This window comes from Collinsella aerofaciens ATCC 25986 (assembly GCF_964239575.1).
In the GTDB taxonomy this organism is placed as follows: domain Bacteria; phylum Actinomycetota; class Coriobacteriia; order Coriobacteriales; family Coriobacteriaceae; genus Collinsella; species Collinsella aerofaciens_BQ.
In genome coordinates this window covers 104,835-124,706 of the sequence record NZ_CAXSQQ010000002.1, presented here as the reverse complement: position 1 = coordinate 124,706, position 19,872 = coordinate 104,835, and the positions used below count along the sequence as shown (strand labels likewise).

At 60.3% G+C, this 19,872-nt stretch carries 19 protein-coding genes and 1 tRNA gene; 16 read left to right on the top strand and 4 right to left on the bottom strand.

Translation table 11 applies throughout. The features are described 5' to 3' along the window. Position 1 precedes the first annotated feature (1 nt). The 9 genes from ACESUZ_RS02440 to ACESUZ_RS02400 all read left to right on the top strand — a co-directional run bounded on the left by ACESUZ_RS02440 (position 2) and on the right by ACESUZ_RS02400 (position 9,379). Complete coding sequence (locus tag ACESUZ_RS02440; protein ID WP_271738599.1) at positions 2-592, top strand: ECF transporter S component; 591 nt, start codon at positions 2-4, stop codon at positions 590-592. Next, positions 589-2,493 (top strand): energy-coupling factor transporter ATPase, encoded by a 1,905-nt coding sequence (locus tag ACESUZ_RS02435; protein WP_373198232.1) that lies wholly within the window; start codon positions 589-591, stop codon positions 2,491-2,493. The genes ACESUZ_RS02440 and ACESUZ_RS02435 overlap by 4 nt, the downstream gene beginning before the upstream one ends. Further along, positions 2,493-3,293: an energy-coupling factor transporter transmembrane component T family protein gene (locus tag ACESUZ_RS02430; RefSeq protein ID WP_373198230.1), complete on the top strand. Its 801-nt coding sequence runs from the start codon at positions 2,493-2,495 to the stop codon at positions 3,291-3,293. The genes ACESUZ_RS02435 and ACESUZ_RS02430 overlap by 1 nt, the downstream gene beginning before the upstream one ends. Before the next feature lie 30 nt (positions 3,294-3,323). Beyond that, positions 3,324-3,770, top strand: a complete 447-nt coding sequence (locus ACESUZ_RS02425) for a pyridoxamine 5'-phosphate oxidase family protein (protein WP_195232441.1) — start codon at positions 3,324-3,326, stop codon at positions 3,768-3,770. 44 nt (positions 3,771-3,814) lie between these two features. Beyond that, positions 3,815-4,225: a pyridoxamine 5'-phosphate oxidase family protein gene (locus tag ACESUZ_RS02420; RefSeq protein ID WP_373198228.1), complete on the top strand. Its 411-nt coding sequence runs from the start codon at positions 3,815-3,817 to the stop codon at positions 4,223-4,225. A 265-nt stretch (positions 4,226-4,490) separates the two neighbouring features. Next, entirely contained in the window at positions 4,491-5,561 is a 1,071-nt protein-coding gene (gene argC, locus ACESUZ_RS02415; RefSeq protein ID WP_373198227.1) for an N-acetyl-gamma-glutamyl-phosphate reductase, read from the top strand. 134 nt (positions 5,562-5,695) lie between these two features. After that, positions 5,696-6,964 (top strand): bifunctional glutamate N-acetyltransferase/amino-acid acetyltransferase ArgJ, encoded by a 1,269-nt coding sequence (argJ, locus tag ACESUZ_RS02410; RefSeq protein WP_373198226.1) that lies wholly within the window; start codon positions 5,696-5,698, stop codon positions 6,962-6,964. Positions 6,965-7,045: 81 nt separating this feature from the next. Continuing rightward, positions 7,046-8,026 (top strand): acetylglutamate kinase, encoded by a 981-nt coding sequence (gene argB / locus ACESUZ_RS02405; protein ID WP_346968916.1) that lies wholly within the window; start codon positions 7,046-7,048, stop codon positions 8,024-8,026. Positions 8,027-8,095: 69 nt separating this feature from the next. Then, positions 8,096-9,379: an aminotransferase class III-fold pyridoxal phosphate-dependent enzyme gene (locus tag ACESUZ_RS02400; RefSeq protein WP_373198224.1), complete on the top strand. Its 1,284-nt coding sequence runs from the start codon at positions 8,096-8,098 to the stop codon at positions 9,377-9,379. A gap of 139 nt (positions 9,380-9,518) precedes the next feature. On the opposite strand, the gene ACESUZ_RS02395 is transcribed toward ACESUZ_RS02400, so the two are convergent. The 4 genes from ACESUZ_RS02395 to ACESUZ_RS02380 all read right to left on the bottom strand — a co-directional run bounded on the left by ACESUZ_RS02395 (position 9,519) and on the right by ACESUZ_RS02380 (position 13,759). After that, positions 9,519-9,594: transfer RNA gene (locus ACESUZ_RS02395), tRNA-Val, on the bottom strand. A 57-nt stretch (positions 9,595-9,651) separates the two neighbouring features. After that, the gene (gene asnB, locus ACESUZ_RS02390) at positions 9,652-11,520 is read right to left on the bottom strand and encodes an asparagine synthase (glutamine-hydrolyzing) (protein ID WP_035137562.1); all 1,869 of its coding nucleotides are present in this window, start codon (positions 11,518-11,520) and stop codon (positions 9,652-9,654) included. A 191-nt stretch (positions 11,521-11,711) separates the two neighbouring features. Continuing rightward, positions 11,712-11,975, bottom strand: a complete 264-nt coding sequence (locus ACESUZ_RS02385; protein ID WP_373198222.1) for an ABC transporter permease subunit — start codon at positions 11,973-11,975, stop codon at positions 11,712-11,714. A 14-nt stretch (positions 11,976-11,989) separates the two neighbouring features. Continuing rightward, complete coding sequence (locus ACESUZ_RS02380) at positions 11,990-13,759, bottom strand: ABC transporter permease subunit (protein ID WP_373198220.1); 1,770 nt, start codon at positions 13,757-13,759, stop codon at positions 11,990-11,992. 317 nt (positions 13,760-14,076) lie between these two features. Between ACESUZ_RS02380 and ACESUZ_RS02375 the strand changes: the two genes are divergently transcribed. The 7 genes from ACESUZ_RS02375 (at position 14,077) to ACESUZ_RS02345 (ending at position 19,871) form a co-directional block, all read left to right on the top strand. Beyond that, positions 14,077-15,561: a Mur ligase family protein gene (locus ACESUZ_RS02375; RefSeq protein WP_373198218.1), complete on the top strand. Its 1,485-nt coding sequence runs from the start codon at positions 14,077-14,079 to the stop codon at positions 15,559-15,561. A gap of 34 nt (positions 15,562-15,595) precedes the next feature. Next, positions 15,596-16,507 (top strand): HAD family hydrolase, encoded by a 912-nt coding sequence (locus ACESUZ_RS02370; protein ID WP_271758007.1) that lies wholly within the window; start codon positions 15,596-15,598, stop codon positions 16,505-16,507. A 53-nt stretch (positions 16,508-16,560) separates the two neighbouring features. After that, positions 16,561-17,445 (top strand): glutamate racemase, encoded by an 885-nt coding sequence (gene murI / locus ACESUZ_RS02365; protein WP_373198215.1) that lies wholly within the window; start codon positions 16,561-16,563, stop codon positions 17,443-17,445. Positions 17,446-17,500: 55 nt separating this feature from the next. Then, complete coding sequence (gene rph / locus ACESUZ_RS02360) at positions 17,501-18,226, top strand: ribonuclease PH (RefSeq protein WP_373198213.1); 726 nt, start codon at positions 17,501-17,503, stop codon at positions 18,224-18,226. Between the two features lie 143 nt (positions 18,227-18,369). Beyond that, positions 18,370-19,011: an RdgB/HAM1 family non-canonical purine NTP pyrophosphatase gene (gene rdgB / locus ACESUZ_RS02355; RefSeq protein ID WP_022094898.1), complete on the top strand. Its 642-nt coding sequence runs from the start codon at positions 18,370-18,372 to the stop codon at positions 19,009-19,011. 3 nt (positions 19,012-19,014) lie between these two features. Beyond that, positions 19,015-19,461, top strand: a complete 447-nt coding sequence (dtd, locus tag ACESUZ_RS02350) for a D-aminoacyl-tRNA deacylase (RefSeq protein ID WP_373198211.1) — start codon at positions 19,015-19,017, stop codon at positions 19,459-19,461. 113 nt (positions 19,462-19,574) lie between these two features. Further along, entirely contained in the window at positions 19,575-19,871 is a 297-nt protein-coding gene (locus ACESUZ_RS02345; RefSeq protein ID WP_006234957.1) for a Veg family protein, read from the top strand. The last annotated feature ends 1 nt before the right edge of the window (position 19,872 follow it).

The window sequence follows — 19,872 nt, the reverse complement described above, 5'->3', positions numbered from 1 at the left end:
TATGTCTGAACAGTCGCAGCATATCCATTTTGAGAACACGAATAGGTGGAGCACCAAACAGCTCGTTACCATGGCGTTGATGTGCGCCTTGGGCGCCCTGTTTATGTACGTGCAGCTGCCCATCCTTCCTTCGGCGCCGTTTTTGACGTATGACCCGTCGCTGGTGCCGGCGATGGTGTGCGGGTTTGCGTACGGTCCCGGTGCCGGTACTGCTGTTGCCGCCATGGCGATCGTTATCCATGCGCTCACCACGGGTGACTGGGTCGGCGCGCTTATGAACTTGGTCGCTACGCTGGGCTTTATTCTGCCCGCGGCGATCGTCTACCAAAAGATGCACACCTACAAGGGTGCCGTGATTGGTCTGGTGCTCGGCGTCATTGCCGCTACGGCGCTGTCCATGGTTGCGAACCTGACCATCGGCGTTTGGTTCTGGTATGGCTCGGTCGATGTGATCGCCCCGCTCATGATTCCTGCCGTGCTGCCGTTCAACCTTATCAAGACTGTGCTTAATTCGGTATTGACGCTTGCGGTGTACAAGGCGGTCTCCAACCTCATCACGCCTAAAAAGGACCAGGTCAAAGGCCGCGCATGATTGAGTGTCGGGGCGTTTCCTTTAGCTATGACGGTGCCGTACCGGCGCTCGACGGCGTCGATCTGAATATCGAGGACGGCGAGTTTTTCTGCATCCTCGGTGGTAATGGGTCGGGCAAGTCGACGTTTGCCAAGCATCTGAATGCACTGCTGCAGCCCGACGCGGGCACGGTACGCATCAACGGCATGGATGCGTCCGACCCCGAGCTGGTCTACGACATTCGTTCGACCGCGGGCATGGTGTTCCAGAATCCCGATGATCAGCTGGTGGCAACGCTTGTCGAAGATGACGTTGCGTTCGGTCCCGAAAACCTTGGCGTGCCATCGGCGCAAATTGCGCAGCGCGTACGCGAGGCGCTGAAGGGCGTGGGCCTGGTGGGCTTTGAGCACCACGAGACCCATGCGCTTTCGGGTGGTCAAAAGCAACGCGTGGCGCTTGCCGGCGTGCTCGCCATGGAGCCGCGCGTTCTCATTTTGGATGAGGCCTCCTCGATGCTCGATCCGCGCGGGCGCAAGGGCCTTATGAAGGCCTGTCACGCGCTGCACGAACGCGGCATGACCATCGTGATGATTACGCACTTTATGGAAGAGGCCGCTGAGGCCGATCGCGTTGCTGTCTTCCAAGCGGGCCGCGTTGCCATGTTGGGCACGCCCGAGGAGATCTTGACGCAGGCGGACGAACTCGCGCAGCTCAACCTTGATATGCCGGAGTCGTGCCGTTTGGGCATGGCGCTTCGTGCGAAGGGCGTGCCCGTTTGCGCGCAGGTGCGTGAGGCGGATATGGTCGCCGAGATTGCGCAGGCTTATGCCGAGCGAAGTAGGGCAGGCATCGCGGGGCAGTCTTCCGCATCCCAGTTGGAAATCGCTGACGGCACTGTTCCGGTAGACAACGAGGGCAACGCGTCGGAGCCCGTCATCGAGCTATCCCATGTTTCGTACAGTTATTCGCTCAGTCCGCGCGAGCGCCGCCGCTGGCATAAGCGCTCGGCCACTGCGGGCAAATCGAGCAAACAGGCTCTCTGGGGAAACGACCCCAGCAGCCCGTGGGCGCTGCGCGATGTATCGCTGACGGTGCGTCGCGGCGAGTTCCTGGGTTTGGCAGGTCATACCGGTTCGGGTAAGTCGACGCTGGTCCAGCATCTCAACGGCTTGATTCGTCCCCAGGAGGGAAGCGTTTGCGCGCTGGGGGTCGACCTATCAAACAAGAAAGACGCCACTGCGGTTAAGGCCAAGGTCGGCGTGGTGTTTCAGTATCCTGAGCGTCAGCTGTTTGCCGAAACCGTGGCGCAGGACGTGGCGTTTGGTCCGCACAACCTTGGCTTGCCGCAAGATGAAGTCGACCGTCGTGTCGAGTCATCGCTCTCGCGCGTGGGCCTCGATCTTTCCACGGTCGGCGACAAGAGTCCCTTTGAGCTTTCGGGCGGTCAGCAACGGCGTGTGGCATTCGCCGGCGTGCTCGCCATGGAGCCCGAAGTCCTGGTGCTCGATGAACCCATGGCGGGGCTCGATCCGGCTGCCCGCAGGGATCTCCTAGGGCTCATCGATCGGCTCCATCGCGAGGGCCTGACCGTTGTCATGGTTTCGCACAGCATGGATGACCTGGCCAATTGCTGCGACCGCATCGTCGTAATGAACGAAGGCGCGGTGTTTGCCGAGGGAACCCCCGCGCAGGTGTTTGCGCATGCCGATGAGCTCAAGTCGATCGGCTTGGGCGTTCCCGCCGCCCAGCGTATGGCGCTGGCGCTTACGGAGGTGGGCGTGCCGCTGCGTCGCGGCGGGCTCTATACGGTTGAGTTGTTGGCCGACGAGTTGGCAAATTTGCTGATCGGTCGCTCAGACGGTTCTTCTAACGTCTCGGACATTGCTAAATCCAAGACGGTCGCGCGAGAGGAGGGCTGCTGATGGAGGCGTTTTCGTTTGGCAGCTACTATCCCGGCGATAGTGCAATCCACCGCCTGGACCCGCGAACCAAGTTGCTCTTGGGCTTTGTGTTTCTGATCACGACGCTCACGGTCAGTGGCTTCCGCGGACTGGCCCCGGTCGCAATTTTCGTTGTGCTGACCTATGCCGTGTCTCGGGTGCCGGTTCGTCGCGTTCTGTCGTCGATGGCGCCGCTGCTGGCAATCGTCGTCGTGGTCGCGGTGCTCAACTTGTTTACCGATCAGAGTGGGCGCATCCTGTGGCAGCTCGGCTTTCTGCAGATAAGCGAGGGCTCACTGCGTTCTGCCGCCTTTATGGCGTGCCGCCTGACGTTGATGATGGCCGGTATGAGCGCCATTACACTCACCACGCCGACGCTCGACCTCACCGCGGGCTTTGAGCGCCTGCTCGCGCCGTTTGCGCGTGTGGGACTTCCTGCGCACGAGCTCGGCATGATCATGGGTATCGCGCTACGCTTTATGCCGCAGTTTGCCACTGAGATGAAGCAGACGACCGATGCACAGGCAAGCCGCGGTGCGCGCGTGACGGGCGGTCCGCTCGGTGGCGTACGCATGCTCGGCAGTGTGGCGATCCCGCTGTTCACCGGCGTGTTCCGCCATGCCGAGACGCTGTCTGCTGCCATGGATGCACGCTGCTATCACGGCGAGCAGGGCCGCACACGTCTGCATGCGCTTGCATTTGGCCGCGGCGATGCGTTGGCTGCGGTGGTGACGGCGCTGCTGCTCATCTGCGTCATCGGCATCAATCTTCAACTTGTTTAGGCGCGATTCGAGCGCAAGAAAGGGGTCCCTATGACCGACAACGACCGCACGGCTCAGCTTGAGCGCGCCTGTTCGTATCTCAGGCGCATTCCGGCGTGGTATCTGGCCACGACCGATGTGGCCGACGGACATCAGCCCCGCGTGAGACCGTTTTCGTTTGCCATGGTCGATGACGGTAAGTTGTGGTTTTGCACGTCGCGCGATAAGGATGTGTGGGCGGAGCTGAGTGCGAATCCCAAGTTTGAAGTATCGGGCTGGAAGCCGGGGGAATGTTGGATCGTGTTGACCGGCGAAGCCGCACTTGAGGACGACGCAGCTGCGAGCGACAAGGTGCGTCAAGCGGGTTTTAAGCACATGGTGGGCATTGGCGAGCAACACGATAGTGCCAACGACGGCCGCCTTGCGTTTTTCTCGGTCCGCAATATCGTCGCCCGCTTCTGTGATATCGACGGCAGCGAGGAGCGCCTGGAGCTCTAGCTCACACAAACCAGGCTCTCAAACTGGCTAGTACAGGAGGAAACGTGGACGGATTGAATACGGTGTTGGAGTATCTGACGTCGGTGCCGGCATGGTATTTGGCGACGAGCGTTGACGGACAGCCGCATGTGCGTCCGTTTTCGTTTGCGCAGATCCAGGACGGCAAGCTGTGGTTTGTAACGGCGCGCACCAAAGACGTGTGGCAAGAGCTGTTGCAAAATCAACGCTTTGAGGCCACGAGTTGGTGGCCGGGCCATGGCTGGCTCATCTTGCGCGGGCATGCGGGTCTGGACGACCAGGCCGCTCCGGATATGCGCGAGGCAGGCTGGAAGCACCTGGAGCGCCTAGGCGAGCACTACGAGGGCGCAGACGATCCCACGCTCGTCTTCTTTAGCGTGGAGGAACCCGAGGCCTTTATCTGCAACCATGACGAATGGGTGCCGGTCGAGCTCTAAACGAGTCTCTCAGCAAGCTTCGACAATTCAAATTCTCGCATGTAGCGGGCCCCACATTGCAACGTCACCGTAAGGTGCATTGGGCAATGTGGGGCCCGTATTCATTTGTCAATTCCTTCGAGTGAATGTGTCGGGACTGTTTCAATGCATGAATATGTAAAAGATTTGCGTATATATGCATCTTTTGGTGCTAATGTTTCAATCCACTTCATAACGACGGCTGCGGGATGCGCATTGGTGCATAACTGCAGACAAGGAGTCTGATATGTCATTAAAGGTTGGAATCGTCGGTGCGGCTGGATATGCCGGTGCCGAGCTCATTCGCCTCGTCCTCGGTCATCCCGAGTTTGAACTTGCTGCCATTACGTCCAACGCCGATGCCGGCCAGCCGTTGTCTGCGGTGTACCCGAGCTTCGCCGGCGTAAGCGATCTTGTCTTCACGACGCATGATGCCCCCGAGCTCAAGAACTGCGATACGGTCTTTTTGGCCGTGCCTCACACGGCTGCCATGGCACAGGTGCCCGCCCTGCTTGCCGCGGGAGTCTCCTGCATTGACCTCTCGGCCGACTATCGCCTGAGCGATCCGGCCACCTTTGAGGCCTGGTATGCCGCTGAGCACACGAGCCCCGAGCTACTCAAGACCCGCGCCTTTGGCCTGCCCGAGCTGTTCTGCCAGGATTTGGAGACCGCTGCATCCGAGCACGCCGACGGCAAGCCCGTGCTGGTCGCCTGCGCCGGTTGCTATCCCACCGCAACGAGCCTTGCCGCCGCGCCTGCCGTGCGCGCTGGCTGGGTTGCCCAGAGCGGCCCCGTGATCGTTGACGCTATCAGCGGTGTAACGGGCGCCGGTAAGTCTTGCAACGCCCGTACGCATTTTTGCAGCGCGGACGAAAACCTGGAGGCCTATGGCGTGGGCAAGCATCGTCACACGCCCGAAATCGAGCAGATTCTTGGCCTGACCGACCGCATCGTCTTCACCCCGCATCTGGCACCGCTCAAGCGCGGCCTGCTCTCCACGGTGACGCTGCCACTCGCGCCGCAGGCTATCGACACGCTGACCCTTGAGGACGTTGTCGACCATTACAAGCAGTTCTACGCCGGTCGCCCCTTTGTGCGCGTACTCGATGCCGGCCAGCAGCCCAAGACGGCTTCAGTCGTCGGCACCAACGCCGCCCAGATCGGTCTCGCGCTCAACAAGCGCGCGGGCGTTCTGGTGGCTACGGGCGCCATCGACAATCTGTGCAAGGGCGCAGCAGGCCAGGCGGTCCAGTGCGCCAATATCGTCTTTGGTTTTGACGAGCGACGAGGCTTGCCCACAGTGGCGTGCCCGGTGTAGCACATTCGATTGTTAGCGATTTGGTAGTCGGGCATCGAGTGGGGCGCCACTCTTAAGCTGGTCTCATGATTGTGGCTGGCATGGCGCACCAACCGATGCCCATTTTTTGTTTGATATAAGGAGTCATAAAGACGATGAATGCTGAGCAGTTCGATATCATAATTCGTGCCGTAGAGGGCGGCGTAACGGCGGCAGCCGGCTTTAAGGCGGCGGGAATCCATGCCGGATTCCGCAAGAATCCCGAGCGCCTGGATTACGCGCTCGTCGTGCCCGATAAACCCTGTCCCGGGGCCGGCGTGTTTACGACTAACCGCTTTTGTGCGGCGCCCGTGCAGGTGAGCCGTGCCAACCTGGGCGGCGCCGACAAGGGCTACGGCGTCATTGCCGGCATTTCGGTCAACTCTGGCAATGCCAACGCCGCCACGGGTGAGACCGGTCTTGCCTGCGCGCGCGAGACCTGCAACATCGCCTCGCAGGTCATCGGCTGCGAGCCCCAGCAGATTCTGGTCGCCTCCACGGGCGTAATTGGTCAGATTCTGCCGATTGACACGTTTGAGACTGCCGTTCCTGCCGCCTACGAGGCGCTCTCCGCCCACGGTGGCGCCGATGCCGCCCGCGCTATCATGACGACCGACACGCACTCCAAGGAGTATGCCGTGTGTTACCGCAGCGAGGCCGCGGGGCACGCAGGCAATGCCTATACGGTGGGCGGTATGTGCAAGGGCTCGGGCATGATCATGCCCAACATGGCAACCATGATCGCGGTCATCACTACCGATGCCCCCGTCGAGCCGGAGGCGCTCCATGCCCTGTTGCTCTCCACCGTCAAACAGACCTTCAACAAGGTAACGGTCGATTCCGACACCTCGACTAACGACACCTGCATCATGCTTGCCTCCGGCGCCGCTGCCGCAGATGCCGAGCCTATTGTCGAGGGCTCTGACGCCTTCGACGAGCTGGCCTTTGCCGTGCATGAGGTGTGCGAGAGCCTGGCGCGCAACATCGCCGCAGATGGCGAGGGCGCATCCAAGCTCGTGACGGTTAACGTCACCGGCGCCGTGAACGACGAGGAGGCCGATATCGCCGCTCGTGCCGTCGCCAACTCGCCGCTCGTCAAGACCTGCATTGCCGGCCACGATTGCAACTGGGGCCGCGTTGCCATGGCGCTCGGTAAGTGCGGCGTGCAGTTTAACCAAGAAGATGTGTCCATCGACATGATGGGTATGCCCGTCTGTCGCGATGGCCTGACGGTCCCCTTCGATGAGGACGAAGCCCTGCGACGTTTTGAGGCGCCCGAGATTGTGATCTCGGCAGACCTGGGTGCAGGGGACGCGGCGACCACCGTGTGGACTTGCGACCTCACGCACGAGTACATCTCCATTAACGGTGACTACCGTTCCTAGACTCCCGATGTGCCGTGCATCCCGCTGCAATCTCGGGCAACGAGGTACGGCGCGATAGCTAAACGAAAGACGAGGCAGACTATGAAGTTCGCACGCGATTGTCGCTCGAGCGAATCCAACGAAGTTACCGCGCAGCTGCTGTTCGAGGCGCTGCCGTGGATTAAGAACCTGACCGGTAAGACGGTCGTTATCAAGTACGGCGGTGCCGCCATGGTCGACGAGCAGCTGCGTCGTGACGTGATGAGCGACATCGTCCTGCTCAAGATTATCGGCATGCGCCCTGTTATCGTGCACGGCGGCGGCAAGGCCATCAACGAGGCGCTCAGCCACTACGACATCCCCGTCGAGTTTAAGAACGGCCAGCGCGTGACTACGCCTGCCACCATGGATATCGTGCGCGAGGTGCTGGGCGGCAAGGTCAATCAGGAGCTGGTCGCGGCGCTCAACCACCACGGCAACCTGGCCGTGGGCGTGTCCGGTAGCGACGCCGGTACCCTTATCGCCGAGCCACTCGACCCAGAGCTCGGCCGCGTGGGCAAGGTCACGCACGTCAACACCGACTATATCGAGCGTTTGCTCGACAGCGAGTACATTCCCGTTATCGCCACGGTCGCGGCGGGGGAGGACGGTGGCTTCTTCAACATCAACGCCGATACCGCCGCCGGCGCCGTTGCAGCGGCGCTTCATGCGCACAAGGCGATTTTTTTGACCGATGTCGATGGTCTGTACAAGGACTTTAGCGACAAGGATTCGCTTATCTCCAACCTGACGCTCGATGAGGTCAATGAGATGCTCTACGGCGGCGAAGTCGACAAGGGCATGATTCCCAAGCTACGCGCCGCTGTCGATGCGCTTGCCGCCGGTGTGTTCCGCGCGCACATCATCAACGGCACCACGCCGCATTCGCTGCTCCTGGAGCTGCTGACCGATGCCGGCGTCGGCACCGTGATCCACTCCACCGAGACGGCTTACGAGTTCGATACGCATCCGCACCCGCTTTCGACGTTTGCGGCGCGCCTGACCGAGAACCTCGACGAGGTCGAGAAGCTCCAGACGGTCTAGCCGACCCGCGGTCGTCGCGTCCCTGCACCCATAGCCCTGCGCCGTACGGCGCCCAACGAAAGGCATCCCATGTCACTTGCAACTCAACAATCGCTCGAATCCCATTACGTTATGCATACCTTTGGTCGCTCTCCGGTAGAGTTTGTCGAAGGCCACGGCATGAAGCTCATCGGCGATGACGGCCGTGAGTATCTTGACTTTCTCGCTGGTATCGGTGTGTGCAGCCTTGGCCACGGCAACGCTGCAGTGCTCTCGGCGCTCGAGACGCAGACCAAAAAGCTTCTGCATGTGTCTAACTACTTCTACATCGAGCAGCGCGGACAGGTCGCAGCGTTGCTGTCCAAGCTTGCCAACGACGACGTAGATGGTGCGTGTGTGCTGGCCGATGCCATTGCCGCCGGCGATGAGACCGCGGCCGCTGCACTCGGTGCCCCGGCTGCGGGCGAGCAGGTATGGGAGACGTTCTTTGCCAATTCTGGTGCCGAAGCTAACGAGGGCTCGATGAAGCTCGCGCGTCTGTACGCCAAGCGTGCCGGTAACGGCGGTAACACCATCGTATGCATGCGCGGCGGCTTTCATGGTCGCACGCTCGAGACCATTGCCGCTACCATGCAGGATTGGCTGCAGGATAGCTTCCGCCCGCTGCCGGGTGGCTTTGTGGCCTGCACGCCCAACGATGTCGACGAACTTCGCTCGATCTTTAAGCAGCTGGGAAGCGAGGTCTGCGCCGTCATGCTCGAGCCGATTCAGGGCGAGAGCGGTGTGCACCCCATGACCGAGGAGTTTATGGCGGCAGCGCGCGACTTGGCACACGAGGTGGGTGCCGTTCTTATCGCCGACGAGGTCCAGTGTGGCATCTTCCGTTCCGGCAAGCCGTTTGCATTCCAGACCTATGGCGTGGAACCCGACATTATGAGCCTTGCCAAGGGCATTGCCGATGGCGTGCCCATGGGTGCCGTGGTGGCAAAGAAGGAGATCGCCGACGTGTTTAAGCCGGGCGACCACGGCTCGACCTTTGGCGGTAGCTGCTTGGCTGTCGCGGCGTGCGCCGCGACGCTCTCCGCGCTCGTGCGCGGCGATTATGGCGAGCATGCTGCCAAGGTAGGCGCCTATATGGAGGCAAAGCTCGCCAAGCTGCCGCACGTGACTGAGGTACGTGGCCGCGGCTTGATGCTCGGCTGCGATCTGGATGACGCTGCGGGCGATGCGCATGATATTGTTGCCCGCGCGCTGGCCGCCGGCGCCGTGATTAACGCTACTGGTGCCCACACGCTGCGTTTCCTGCCGCCGCTCGTGTGCGAGGAAGCCGACGTGGACAGCCTGATCGAGATTTTGTCGGACGTTTTGGCCTAACACAGCGCGCTTCGCTCCTCGCGTGCTGCGCTGGAAAACGCTTCGCGTTTCCTCAGCTCCGCACCCTTGCGGGTTCGAATCCCTCTGCGATGGGCCCAAAAAGGAAAGGCCCCCATCGCTGGGAGCCTTTTCAATCAAGTGGTGGGCGATGAGGGATTCGAACCCCCAGCCTTGTGCGTGTAAAGCACCTGCGCTAACCGTTGCGCCAATCGCCCGCAGGGATTGAGTATAGCGGAAACCCCGTGCTGTTCACCGCTAATTCATAACGAAACTTACGCGGCGACTTCGGCGCCCTTGTCCTCGTCGATAAAGAAGCGCTTGTACCAGATGAGGAACGTCAACGTGGTATAGATCTTGCGCTGGTTGAGCGCGCGACCCTCAAAGTGATCGTCAAGCAGTTTCATGAGCGCATCGGTGTCAAAGAAATCGGCAGCCCACGGTGCGGTGAAGTATTCCTTTACGTAGTCGTAGTACTTTTGCTCGCGCAGCCAGAACTTGACCGGTACGGGGAAGCCCACCTTCTTGCGCGTTGCCCACTCGTCGGGCAGCGTGCGGTTGGCAGCGTGACGCAGAACGAGCTTGCAGCCTTCTTCGTTAACACGGTAGTTGGCGGGAATGTGCTCGGCAAACTCCATGACCTTCTTGTCCAGGAACGGGACGCGAAGCTCCAGAGAATGCGCCATGCACATCTTGTCTGCCTTGAGCAGGATGTCGCCCGGCAGCCACATGTTCATATCCAGATACTGTTTCTTGGAAAGCTCGCAGCAGTTGGGAACTTGCTTGTAGTACTCGGCGCACATCTCCGCGGCGTTCTTGCCAGTGTCATAAGCGGGCTTGAGCACCTCGTCGACCTCGGAGGGATCGAACACCTTTGCCTGACCCACATACCAGCGCTCGGGAACCTCGGCGCATTTCGTCAGGAAGTTGTGGCCCTTAAAGTAGGGGAGATGCTGAACGAGCGAGCCCAGGGCGCGACGTACGCCGAGCGGCACGCGCTTCTTAAAGGAGCGCATCTCGGGGGTGTCCTCGTACCACTCGTAGCCGGCAAACAGCTCGTCGGCACCCTCGCCCGAAAGGACGACGGTGACCTCCTCGGAAGCCATCTGCGCCAGATAGTACAGCGGCACGCTGGACAGGTTCGATTGCGGCTCGTCCATGTGATACTGGATATCGGGCAGCGCATCGAAGAACTCGTCGGCGGTAATCATCTTACGCACGTTCTTGATGCCCAGCTTGTCGGAAAGCTCGGCAGCGTAGTTGGTCTCGTTGAAGTTCTTGTAATCAAAGCCGACAGAATACGTGGTGTCGGGCATGAGACAGGCGGCAATGTAGCTGGAGTCCACGCCGCCAGAAAGGAACGAGCCCACCTTAACATCGGCGATTCGGTGTGCAGCGACGCTTTCGTGCACGACCTTGTCGCACTCGTCCACGTACTCCTCGAAGGTCTTGGAGTTGTCGTCGGTGAAGTCACAGCTCCAGTAACGCTTGATGTCCATGGTGTTGGTCGTCAGGTCATACGTAAAGCAATGCGCCGGGGCAAGCTTGAACACGCCCTTAAAGAAGGTCTCCTCCGTGGCGGGGAATTGCAGCGTCAGGTAGGGGCGCAGCGCGTCGTGGTTGACAGCCTTCTCAAACTTGGGGTGGTCCAGGAAGCTCTTGATCTCGGAGCCAAACAGCAGCGAGCCGTCGGATGCCTGGTAGTAATAGAACGGCTTGATACCAAAGATGTCACGAGCGCCAAAGAGCTTGTTCTTGTTCTGGTCGTGAATCACGAACGCGTACATGCCGCGCAGGCGGTTGACCAGGTCCTCGCCCCACTCCTCGTAACCGTGTACCAGGACCTCGGTGTCGGCGTTGCAGTGGAAGGCGTAGCCGGCTGCCTCCAGCTCGGCGCGAAGCTCCTGGAAATTGTAGATCTCTCCGTTGAAGACAATCGTGACCTTGCCGTCGTCGCTCGACATGGGCTGAGCTCCAGCTTCGGAAAGATCAAGAATCGAAAGACGACGGAAGCCGAGGGCAACGTTGTCGACGATATGCTGGCCGCCCATATCGGGACCACGGTGGATGATGCGATTCATCATGGCCGTGAGAACCAGCTCACTCTGTTCATCTGTACCGGTAAAACCGACAAAACCGCACATGCAAGATCCTTTCTGCTGACGGCTCAGGTGTACTGCCGCAAGGATCGCGGCAGCTGATGTCAAATAATCTTTACTATCATGCCAATCTTTTGTTTCGTGATAGGGCATAAGCGCCGAGCGAACCGAAAAAACCACGGCCCGATCTTCAGATGAAGCGGCGGGTCGTGGTTGTGAACGCTATGTATGAGCGGTTAGCGCTTGCTGCGCTCGGCGAGACGGTGCTCCACCTTGGTGACGATGTGGATGAGCGGAATCGTCACGACCAGATAGTAAAGTGCGGCGCAAATGTAGGGCGTAATGTTGCCCGTGGTGGCCGTGAGGTTTTTGGAGAACAGCATGAGCTCCATGACACCAACGCTCGAAAGCAGCGACGTGTCCTTGTACAGCATAACGAACTCGCTGGTCATAGTCGGTATAACGTAACGTACAGCCTGCGGGACCACGATGCGCGACATAGCTTGGGACCAAGTCATGCCAAGCGAGTAGGCAGCTTCCGCTTGACCAGGCGTACGCTCTCGATGCCGGCACGGAAAATCTCGGCAAGATAGGCCGAGCAGTTGATGGCGAGCACGCCAACGCCGAGCGGCAGATTGGGCACGTTGAGACCGATCATAGGGAACCCAAAGAACGCAATGTAGATCTGCAGGAAGAGCGGGGTTCCGCGCAGGACGTTGATGTATGTCACGGCGATGCCGCGCAGCATACGACTATGACTGATTTTCATAAAGGCAAACAGCAAGCCGATGGGGATGGCGAGCGGAAAACCGATGGCGGTCACGGCAAGTGCTATGCCCCAGCCCTTAAAGAGCGAGGCGATTGAGGTGACGATAATCTGCGGCTTGCAGAACATGCCCAAAAACGGGTTGGAGTTCCATGCGGCAACCCAAGGCTGGGCATCGAGCCAGGCGACGATTTCTTGCACCATGGTGCTCTCCGAGACGCTGATGGTGGGGCTCTCGGGAAGATCTCGCTTGTCGCCGTCGGTGACATAGCTGCCGGTGACGGCATAGGCACCCGCGTTGCTCGGGAATACGACGTCGGGGACGACAACGCGAATCTGCGAGCCGGCAGCGACGGGATCGGCGAACTTGATGACGAGCTTTGAGCCGTCCAGCGAGCACGATGCCTTGACACCCGTCTGGTTCAGTCCGTCGAGCAGCGTGACCTTAACATCGGTGCTTTCAAATGACCCGCCTTCGGGCAGCTCAAGCTCAATTTGCGAAACGTCGCCCTCGTCGCTACCCGTTGTCGCTTCCCAGGTCAGGCGGGTTGCGATGCCGCCGAGCACGCCGTTGCCGCCGTCTTCGTTTGACTTGGCGGTCGCCGAGGTGACGGCGAGTGAAGCGCCCGTCGCGTCGTCTGGGCTCGAGACATCCTTGTTATCGGCCCCGCTCGTGGGTGCCATGCCAAACCACTTCTCGTACAGTTTGCCATAGGCGCCGGAGCTCTTGATCTTGACAAGGGCATCGTTGATGGCCTGTGTCAGCTCGGGGTTGTCTTTAGAGACGGCAATGCCAAACTGCTCGCCCGTCGGAACCTCTTTGATGATCTCCATACCGGTAAAGGAGTTCGAAACCATCCACTGCTCAACGGGAAGATCGCATACGACCGCCTGGCACTGACTACTCATGACGGCGGTGAAGGCTGCCGTCCAGTCGTCAAAGTTGACGGTGGTTGCCTGCGGCAGGTTCTCGATTGCCCACTCCTCGGATGTGGTGCCCGACTGCACGGCAATTTTGACGCCCGGTGCGTTGAGGCTGTCGACCGTGTCGTATCCAGTGTTCTTTGCAACTGCGACGCCCTGGTTGGAGTCGATATAGGGGTCGGTGAAGTCGACCTCTTCCTTGCGCTCGTCGGTAATCGTGATGTTGCATGCGCCGACATCGGTCTTTACACCCTGTTTGACCATGGGGATAATGCCGTCGAACTTTTGCGCCGGCAAGTAGTTGAGCTCCAGACCGAGCTCGTCCGCGATCATGCCCATGAGTTCATAGGTAAAGCCCTGGTCTTCGCCGGAATCGTTGACGTATTCAAACGGGGGTGTGGCCAAGTCACTTGCGACGGTGAACTTGCCATTCTCGACGAGTGTGTAGGTGCTCGAGGCGTTCTGGGAGGACGAACAGCCGCTCGCGCCGATGGTGGTGGCAAGGGCCACAACGATCGTCGCGAAGGCGCAGACGATGCGCCGGGTCAACTGGACATGTGCCGAGCGGTGGCGACGTTCGAAGTGTCGTTTCATCTGGAATCCTTTGCTTGGGCATGATGAGTCGGCATTGTGGGTCAATGAGGCGCATCAAGACATTTGGATAAAGAATAGCACCCAGATTTCCTTGTTTTTACACGGGGTGGACACTGTTGTCATTTATTGGCCCACAGCACAGTCCATGCAATTTTTTAGAAGGCTGCAGTGCGCGCAAGGTCAGGTGGCATATTAGGATGGTTGATAATACAGAATGTTTCATCGTTTCTGCCGCGGGACGTCTTTTGCCCTTTAAGGCTGAATTTAGCGAGAGAGGTCTTTGTATGTCGAGTCCGACACAAGAGAAGCTAACTCTGATGCGCTATATAGAGTTGCTCGAGGAAGATGACCTTGTTGTTTCCAGACCGAGCGCTTCGTGCGACCAGCGCATTGAGTTTGCGACTGACGACTCGCGCCAGGTGCGTCCGGGCACGTTGTTTGTCTGCAAGGGCCGCGCGTTTAAGCGCGAGTACCTGCTTTCGGCAATCGCCGATGGCGCCGTGGCCTACGTTTCCGAGGTCGATTACGATGTTGATCTTCCCGCGGTGATTGTGAGTGATATTCGTCGCACGCTCGCCGTGGTGGCAGATGCCTTTTATGGGCACCCGTCGGGTAGGGTGAAGGTCTGCGCCTTTACAGGTACCAAGGGCAAGTCGACCTGTAGCTTTTATCTGCGCGGCATTCTCGCCAACGAGGCCAAGCTTACGGGCTGTCATCGACCCGCTCTTAATACGGGCATTGAGTTCGACGACGGCATCGAGACGGGTCCTTCCAAGCTGACGACTCCCGAATCCTTTCTGCTGCAGTCTCGCATCGCACATGCTGCGGAGGCGGGTGCCCCGTGGCTGGTTATGGAGGCATCGAGCCAGGGCCTCAAATACGAGCGCACGGGCAAGATCGCCTTTGAAGTCGGCGCCTTTACCAATATCGGCGAGGATCACATTTCGCCGATTGAGCATCCGACGCTCGAGGATTACTTTGCCAGCAAGCTCAAAATTTTCTCGCAGAGCCGTTTTGCCGTGGTCAATCTCGATATGGATAAGGTCGATCGTGTGCTCGAGGCGGCATCTCGTTGCGAGCGCACGGTGACGTTCTCCCTGACCGACGAGCGTGCCGACGTGCTTGCGCTGGCGATTCGTAATGGCGACTGCGGCGTGGTGGCAACGGTGCGCACGCCCCGCTTTACGCGCGACATTGTGATTCCCACGCCGGTTAAGTTCAATGTGTCCAACGCGCTTGCCGCTATTGCCTGCGCCGAGGCCCTGGGCATTTCCGAAGAGGGTATCGTCCATGGCTTTGAGGGCGTCTTCGTTCCCGGCCGTATGGAGCTCTATCCGTCCGTATCGGGCAAAATCTTGGGCGTCGTCGATTTTGCACATAACGGCATGAGCCTCGAGACACTCCTGCGTGACCTGCACGAGAACTATCCCGAGCGCGAGCTGGCGGTTGTATTTGGCGCTACGGGCGGTAAGGGTGTCGATCGGCGCACCACAATGGGTATCGCCGCTGGCAAGTATGCCGACCGAATCGTGATTACCGAGGATGACCCCGGCCCCGAGGATGTCGAGGATATTTGCGCTGAGATCGCGCGCAACGTTCAAGCGCAGGGAAATGATAACTGGCAAATCGTGACTGATCGCGTTGCCGCTATCGAGACTGCCGTGCGCGAAACCGTCCGTCCTGCCGTGGTCATCGTGACCGGTAAGGGCGAGGAAGAGCGCATGCTGCGCAAGAACGGACCCGAGCCTTGCGAGCGCGACGGTTCGATTCTCAAGCGCACCCTTGCGGCGTACGACGCCTAAGACCAGAAGCCCCTTCTACGTAAATGGAGTGACCATGTCCCACAATACCCTGCCGACCGTCGCTGAGCTTTCGGGCGAGATGCGCGAGCGTCTTGCCAAGGTTAAGTACGTCTTTACCGACCTGGACGCCACCATGCTCGCGCCCGGCTCGTGCGTGCTGCGCGACAACGACGGCAACCCCTCGACCAAGCTCGTCGAGGCTGTCGTGGCACTTGCCCGCGCCGGCATCCAGGTGGTTCCCACCTCGGGCCGCAACCGTACCATGATCCACGAGGATGCGCGCGTGCTCGGCCTCAACTCCTACATCGGCGAGATGGGTGGCCTGGTCATGTACGATCTCAAGGCCAACGATTGGGAGTATCTGACCGGCGATATGCCCTACGACCCCGCCTGCGGCCTCACGCCGCATCAGGTGATCGAGCAAACCGGCGTGTGCGAGAAGATTCTCGCCCGCTGGCCGCATAAGATCGAGTACCACAACGACATGTCGACTGGCTACAAGTACCGCGAGGTCACCGTCGGCATGCGCGGTGATGTGCCCGACGACGAGGTCCAGGCCATTCTTGACGAGGCCGGCTGCGGCCTGGTCTGGGCCTGCAACGGTCACCTGACCCATCTGTCCAAACCGACGACGCTCGAGCTCGAACGCGTCGAGGATGGCCGCGCGTTTAACATCAATCCCGCCGGTCTCAACAAGGGCGTCGCTATCGCACGTTTCTGCGAGCACCTTGGTATCGAGCGCGAGGAGACGCTGGCGCTCGGCGATTCCGAGTCCGACTTCTACATGGCCGACCACGTGGGCACGTTCTGCCTGGTCGAGAACGGTTTGACCAGCGCCGGCGCGCCCGAGTTCCTGGATGTTTGCGATAACGCCTACGTCACGCGCGGAAAGATTGTCGACGGCTGGGCGGCAACGGCCGAGCTGCTGGTCGCGGCTCGTTCGTAGTGCGGTCCTATCGCGCTGAGCCATATCTTTTCGAGAGAGAATCTGGTGAGGTCATGTCCGATATTGAGAATCTGGCTGGCGACACACGCCCCATTGGCGTATTCGACTCGGGCCTGGGCGGTCTGACGGTTGCGCGTGCGATTGCGACGGCGTTGCCGCACGAGTCCGTCTACTACTTTGGCGACACCAAGCGCTGCCCCTACGGCACCCGCACCGAGGACGAGGTGCGCTCGTTTGCGCTGCAGGCGGGCCGTTGGCTGTCGAAGCACGACGTCAAGATCATGGTCATCGCCTGCAATACGGCGACCGCTGCGGCCTTGCGTCTGGCCCAGCAGGTGCTCGACGTCCCCGTCATCGGTGTGATCGCACCGGGCGCACGCGCGGCAATCAACAGCACCCGCACGCGCCGGGTGGGCGTGCTCGCCACCAACCTCACCATTCGCTCAGGCGCTTACACGCGTGCCATTCAGGACCTGGATGCCGGCGTCGACGTATACGGCTGCCCTGCCTCGAGCTTTGTCGAGGTCGTTGAGCACGAGCTCGCCTCGGGCGCACATCTGCAAGAGCAGTGGCTCGAGAACGAGGACATCTTTGATACGCCTGCCGTACGCGCGCTGGTCGGTGCCACGGTTGAACCGCTGCGCGACCACGGCATCGATACCGTGGTGCTCGGCTGCACGCATTTTCCGCTGCTCGTGGGGCCTATTCGCCATGCGCTGGGTCCCGGAGTGCGCGTGGTGAGCTCCGCCGAGGAGACCACGCGTGAGTTGACCGATATTCTCACGCGCCGCGAGCAGCTGGCGGGCGACGCAGCCGAGCCGCAGCATCGTTTTGCAACGACGTCCGATAACATTGCCGAGTTTGCGGTGGCGGGCAGTTTTATCTTTGGCCAGCCGCTCAAGAGCATTGAGCATATCGATATCGACGAACTGAAATAGATACAAGGTCACCGACCAAAGGCTCACGTTCACCTTTTGCCGAAAGGATTTTTCCATGGAGTATATGCAGGTCAATCGCGCCAACGGCCGCGCCGCCGATGAGCTGCGCCCCATCAAGCTTACCCGCGGCGTCATGAAGCACGCCCACGGTTCGTGCCTGGCCGAGTTTGGCGATACGCACGTGCTGTGCGCCGCCACCATCGAGGAGGGCGTGCCGGGCTGGCGCAAGGGCGCCAAGGCCGGTTGGGTAACGGCGGAGTACGCCATGCTGCCGGCATCGACCGGCAAGCGCTGCAAGCGCGAGCATGCCAACCGCAAGGGCCGCTCCATGGAGATCGAGCGCCTGATCGGCCGCAGCCTGCGTACCGTCGTCAACATGAAGGCACTCGGCGAGTACACCGTTACCGTCGACTGCGACGTGATTCAGGCAGACGGCGGCACGCGAACGGCGAGCATTACCGGCGCCTGGGTGGCGCTGCACGAGGCCCTTGCCATGTGGGTCGAGGCGGGTAAGCTCGAGCGCATCCCGCTCACGGGCCAGGTCGCCGCGATTTCCATGGGCGTTGTCGACGGCAACACCCTGCTCGACCTGGATTATTCCGAGGACAGTCACGCCGAGGTCGACATGAACCTTGTCGCCACCGATACCGGTGAGATGATCGAGCTTCAGGGCACTGGCGAGCAGGCGCCCTTCGACCGCAAGCGCCTCAATTCCCTGCTCGATTTGGGCGACAAGGGCATTGCCGAGCTCATCGAGCTCCAGCGCCAAGTCCTCGCCTAACCTGCCAAAAAGGGACAGGTTTATTTTGGCAGGTTTTATCTGCGGAAACGCCGATAGATAAGGTTGATGCCACATGAAAGGGGGAGACGCCGAAGGGTCAGTCCCTTTTACGTGACTTTGCTATACGGACAAGGAGACCACTCATGGCACTTGAGAAGATCGACATCGACACCCTCGACCCGGCGGCGACCATCGTCGTGGCAACGGGCAACGCCCACAAGCTCACCGAGATCGAGGCCATTTTGGGCAAGGTTATGCCCGAGGTTCGCTTTGTGGCGCTCGGTCAGCTGGGCGATTTTGAGGACCCCGAGGAAAACGGCACGACGTTTTTGGAGAACGCCATCATCAAGGCGCAGGCTGCCGTCGAAGAGACGGGGCTCATGGCCATTGCCGACGATTCGGGCCTGGTCGTCGACGCGCTGGACGGTGAGCCTGGTGTGTATAGCGCGCGCTACGCGGGCGTTCACGGCGACGATGCCGCCAACAATGCCAAGCTGCTCGTGAATCTGGAGGGCGTGGCCGACGAGGACCGCACTGCGCGCTTTATGAGCGTCGTCGCGCTCATCGACACGGACGGTTTGGTCACCTATGGTGAGGGCGCCTGCGAGGGCGTTATCGCGCACGAGGGCCGCGGCGATCACGGCTTTGGCTACGACCCGCTGTTCCTGCCGGTCGACACGCCGGGCAAGACCATGGCCGAGCTGACGGCGGACGAGAAGAACGCCATCAGCCATCGATTCCATGCGCTCGAGCACCTATCCGCCAAACTGACGGGCGAGGAGTAGGCCGTGCGTGCGGTGGTGCAGCGCGTGCTCAACGCCGGCGTGACGGTAGACGGCGAGTGCGTGGGCAAAATTGGGCGCGGCTATCTGGTGCTGCTGGGCGTGGGCCACGGCGACACGCGCGCCGAGGCCGATAAGCTGTGGGGAAAGCTCCGGGGCTTGCGCATTAACGAGGACGAGAACGGCAAGACCAACCTGGCACTTGCCGATGTCGACGGCGAGGTTCTCGTGGTGTCGCAGTTCACGCTGTTCGCCGATTGCCGTCACGGCCGCCGTCCATCGTTTACGGATGCCGGCGCCCCCGATGTCGCCAACGAGCTCTACGAGTACTTCCTGACGCTTGTGCGCGAGGACGTCGAGCACGTAGCGCATGGCATCTTCGGTGCCGACATGAAGGTCGACCTCGTCAACGACGGTCCATTCACCATCGTCCTGGACACCGATGCTCTGTAAGTAGCTAATTAGCTACTTGCGTATGGCCACAACAGGGTGCTATAGTATTAGAGTTTTGTCTATCTTAGGGGTATTATCCCCTTTTTGAATTGCACCTTCTGGAGGCCCTGTTCATGGAAGAGATGGAAGTCAATCACGTCGACGACATCCACGAGAAGCTGACCGATATGGTGGGCGATCGCGTTAAGGTGAAGGCCAACATGGGCCGCACCCGCGTCGTCGAGCGCATGGGCACCATCAAGAGCGTCCATCCGGCAGTCTTTATCGTCGAGGTCGACGAGCGCCGTGGCCGCAAGTCGCGTCAGTCCTACCAGTATATTGATGTTCTCACCGGCCAGGTCGAGTTGTTCGATCCCGAGAGCGGCGAGCACATTTTTACCCCGCTCGGCAATCAGCTCGAGGAGCACTAGC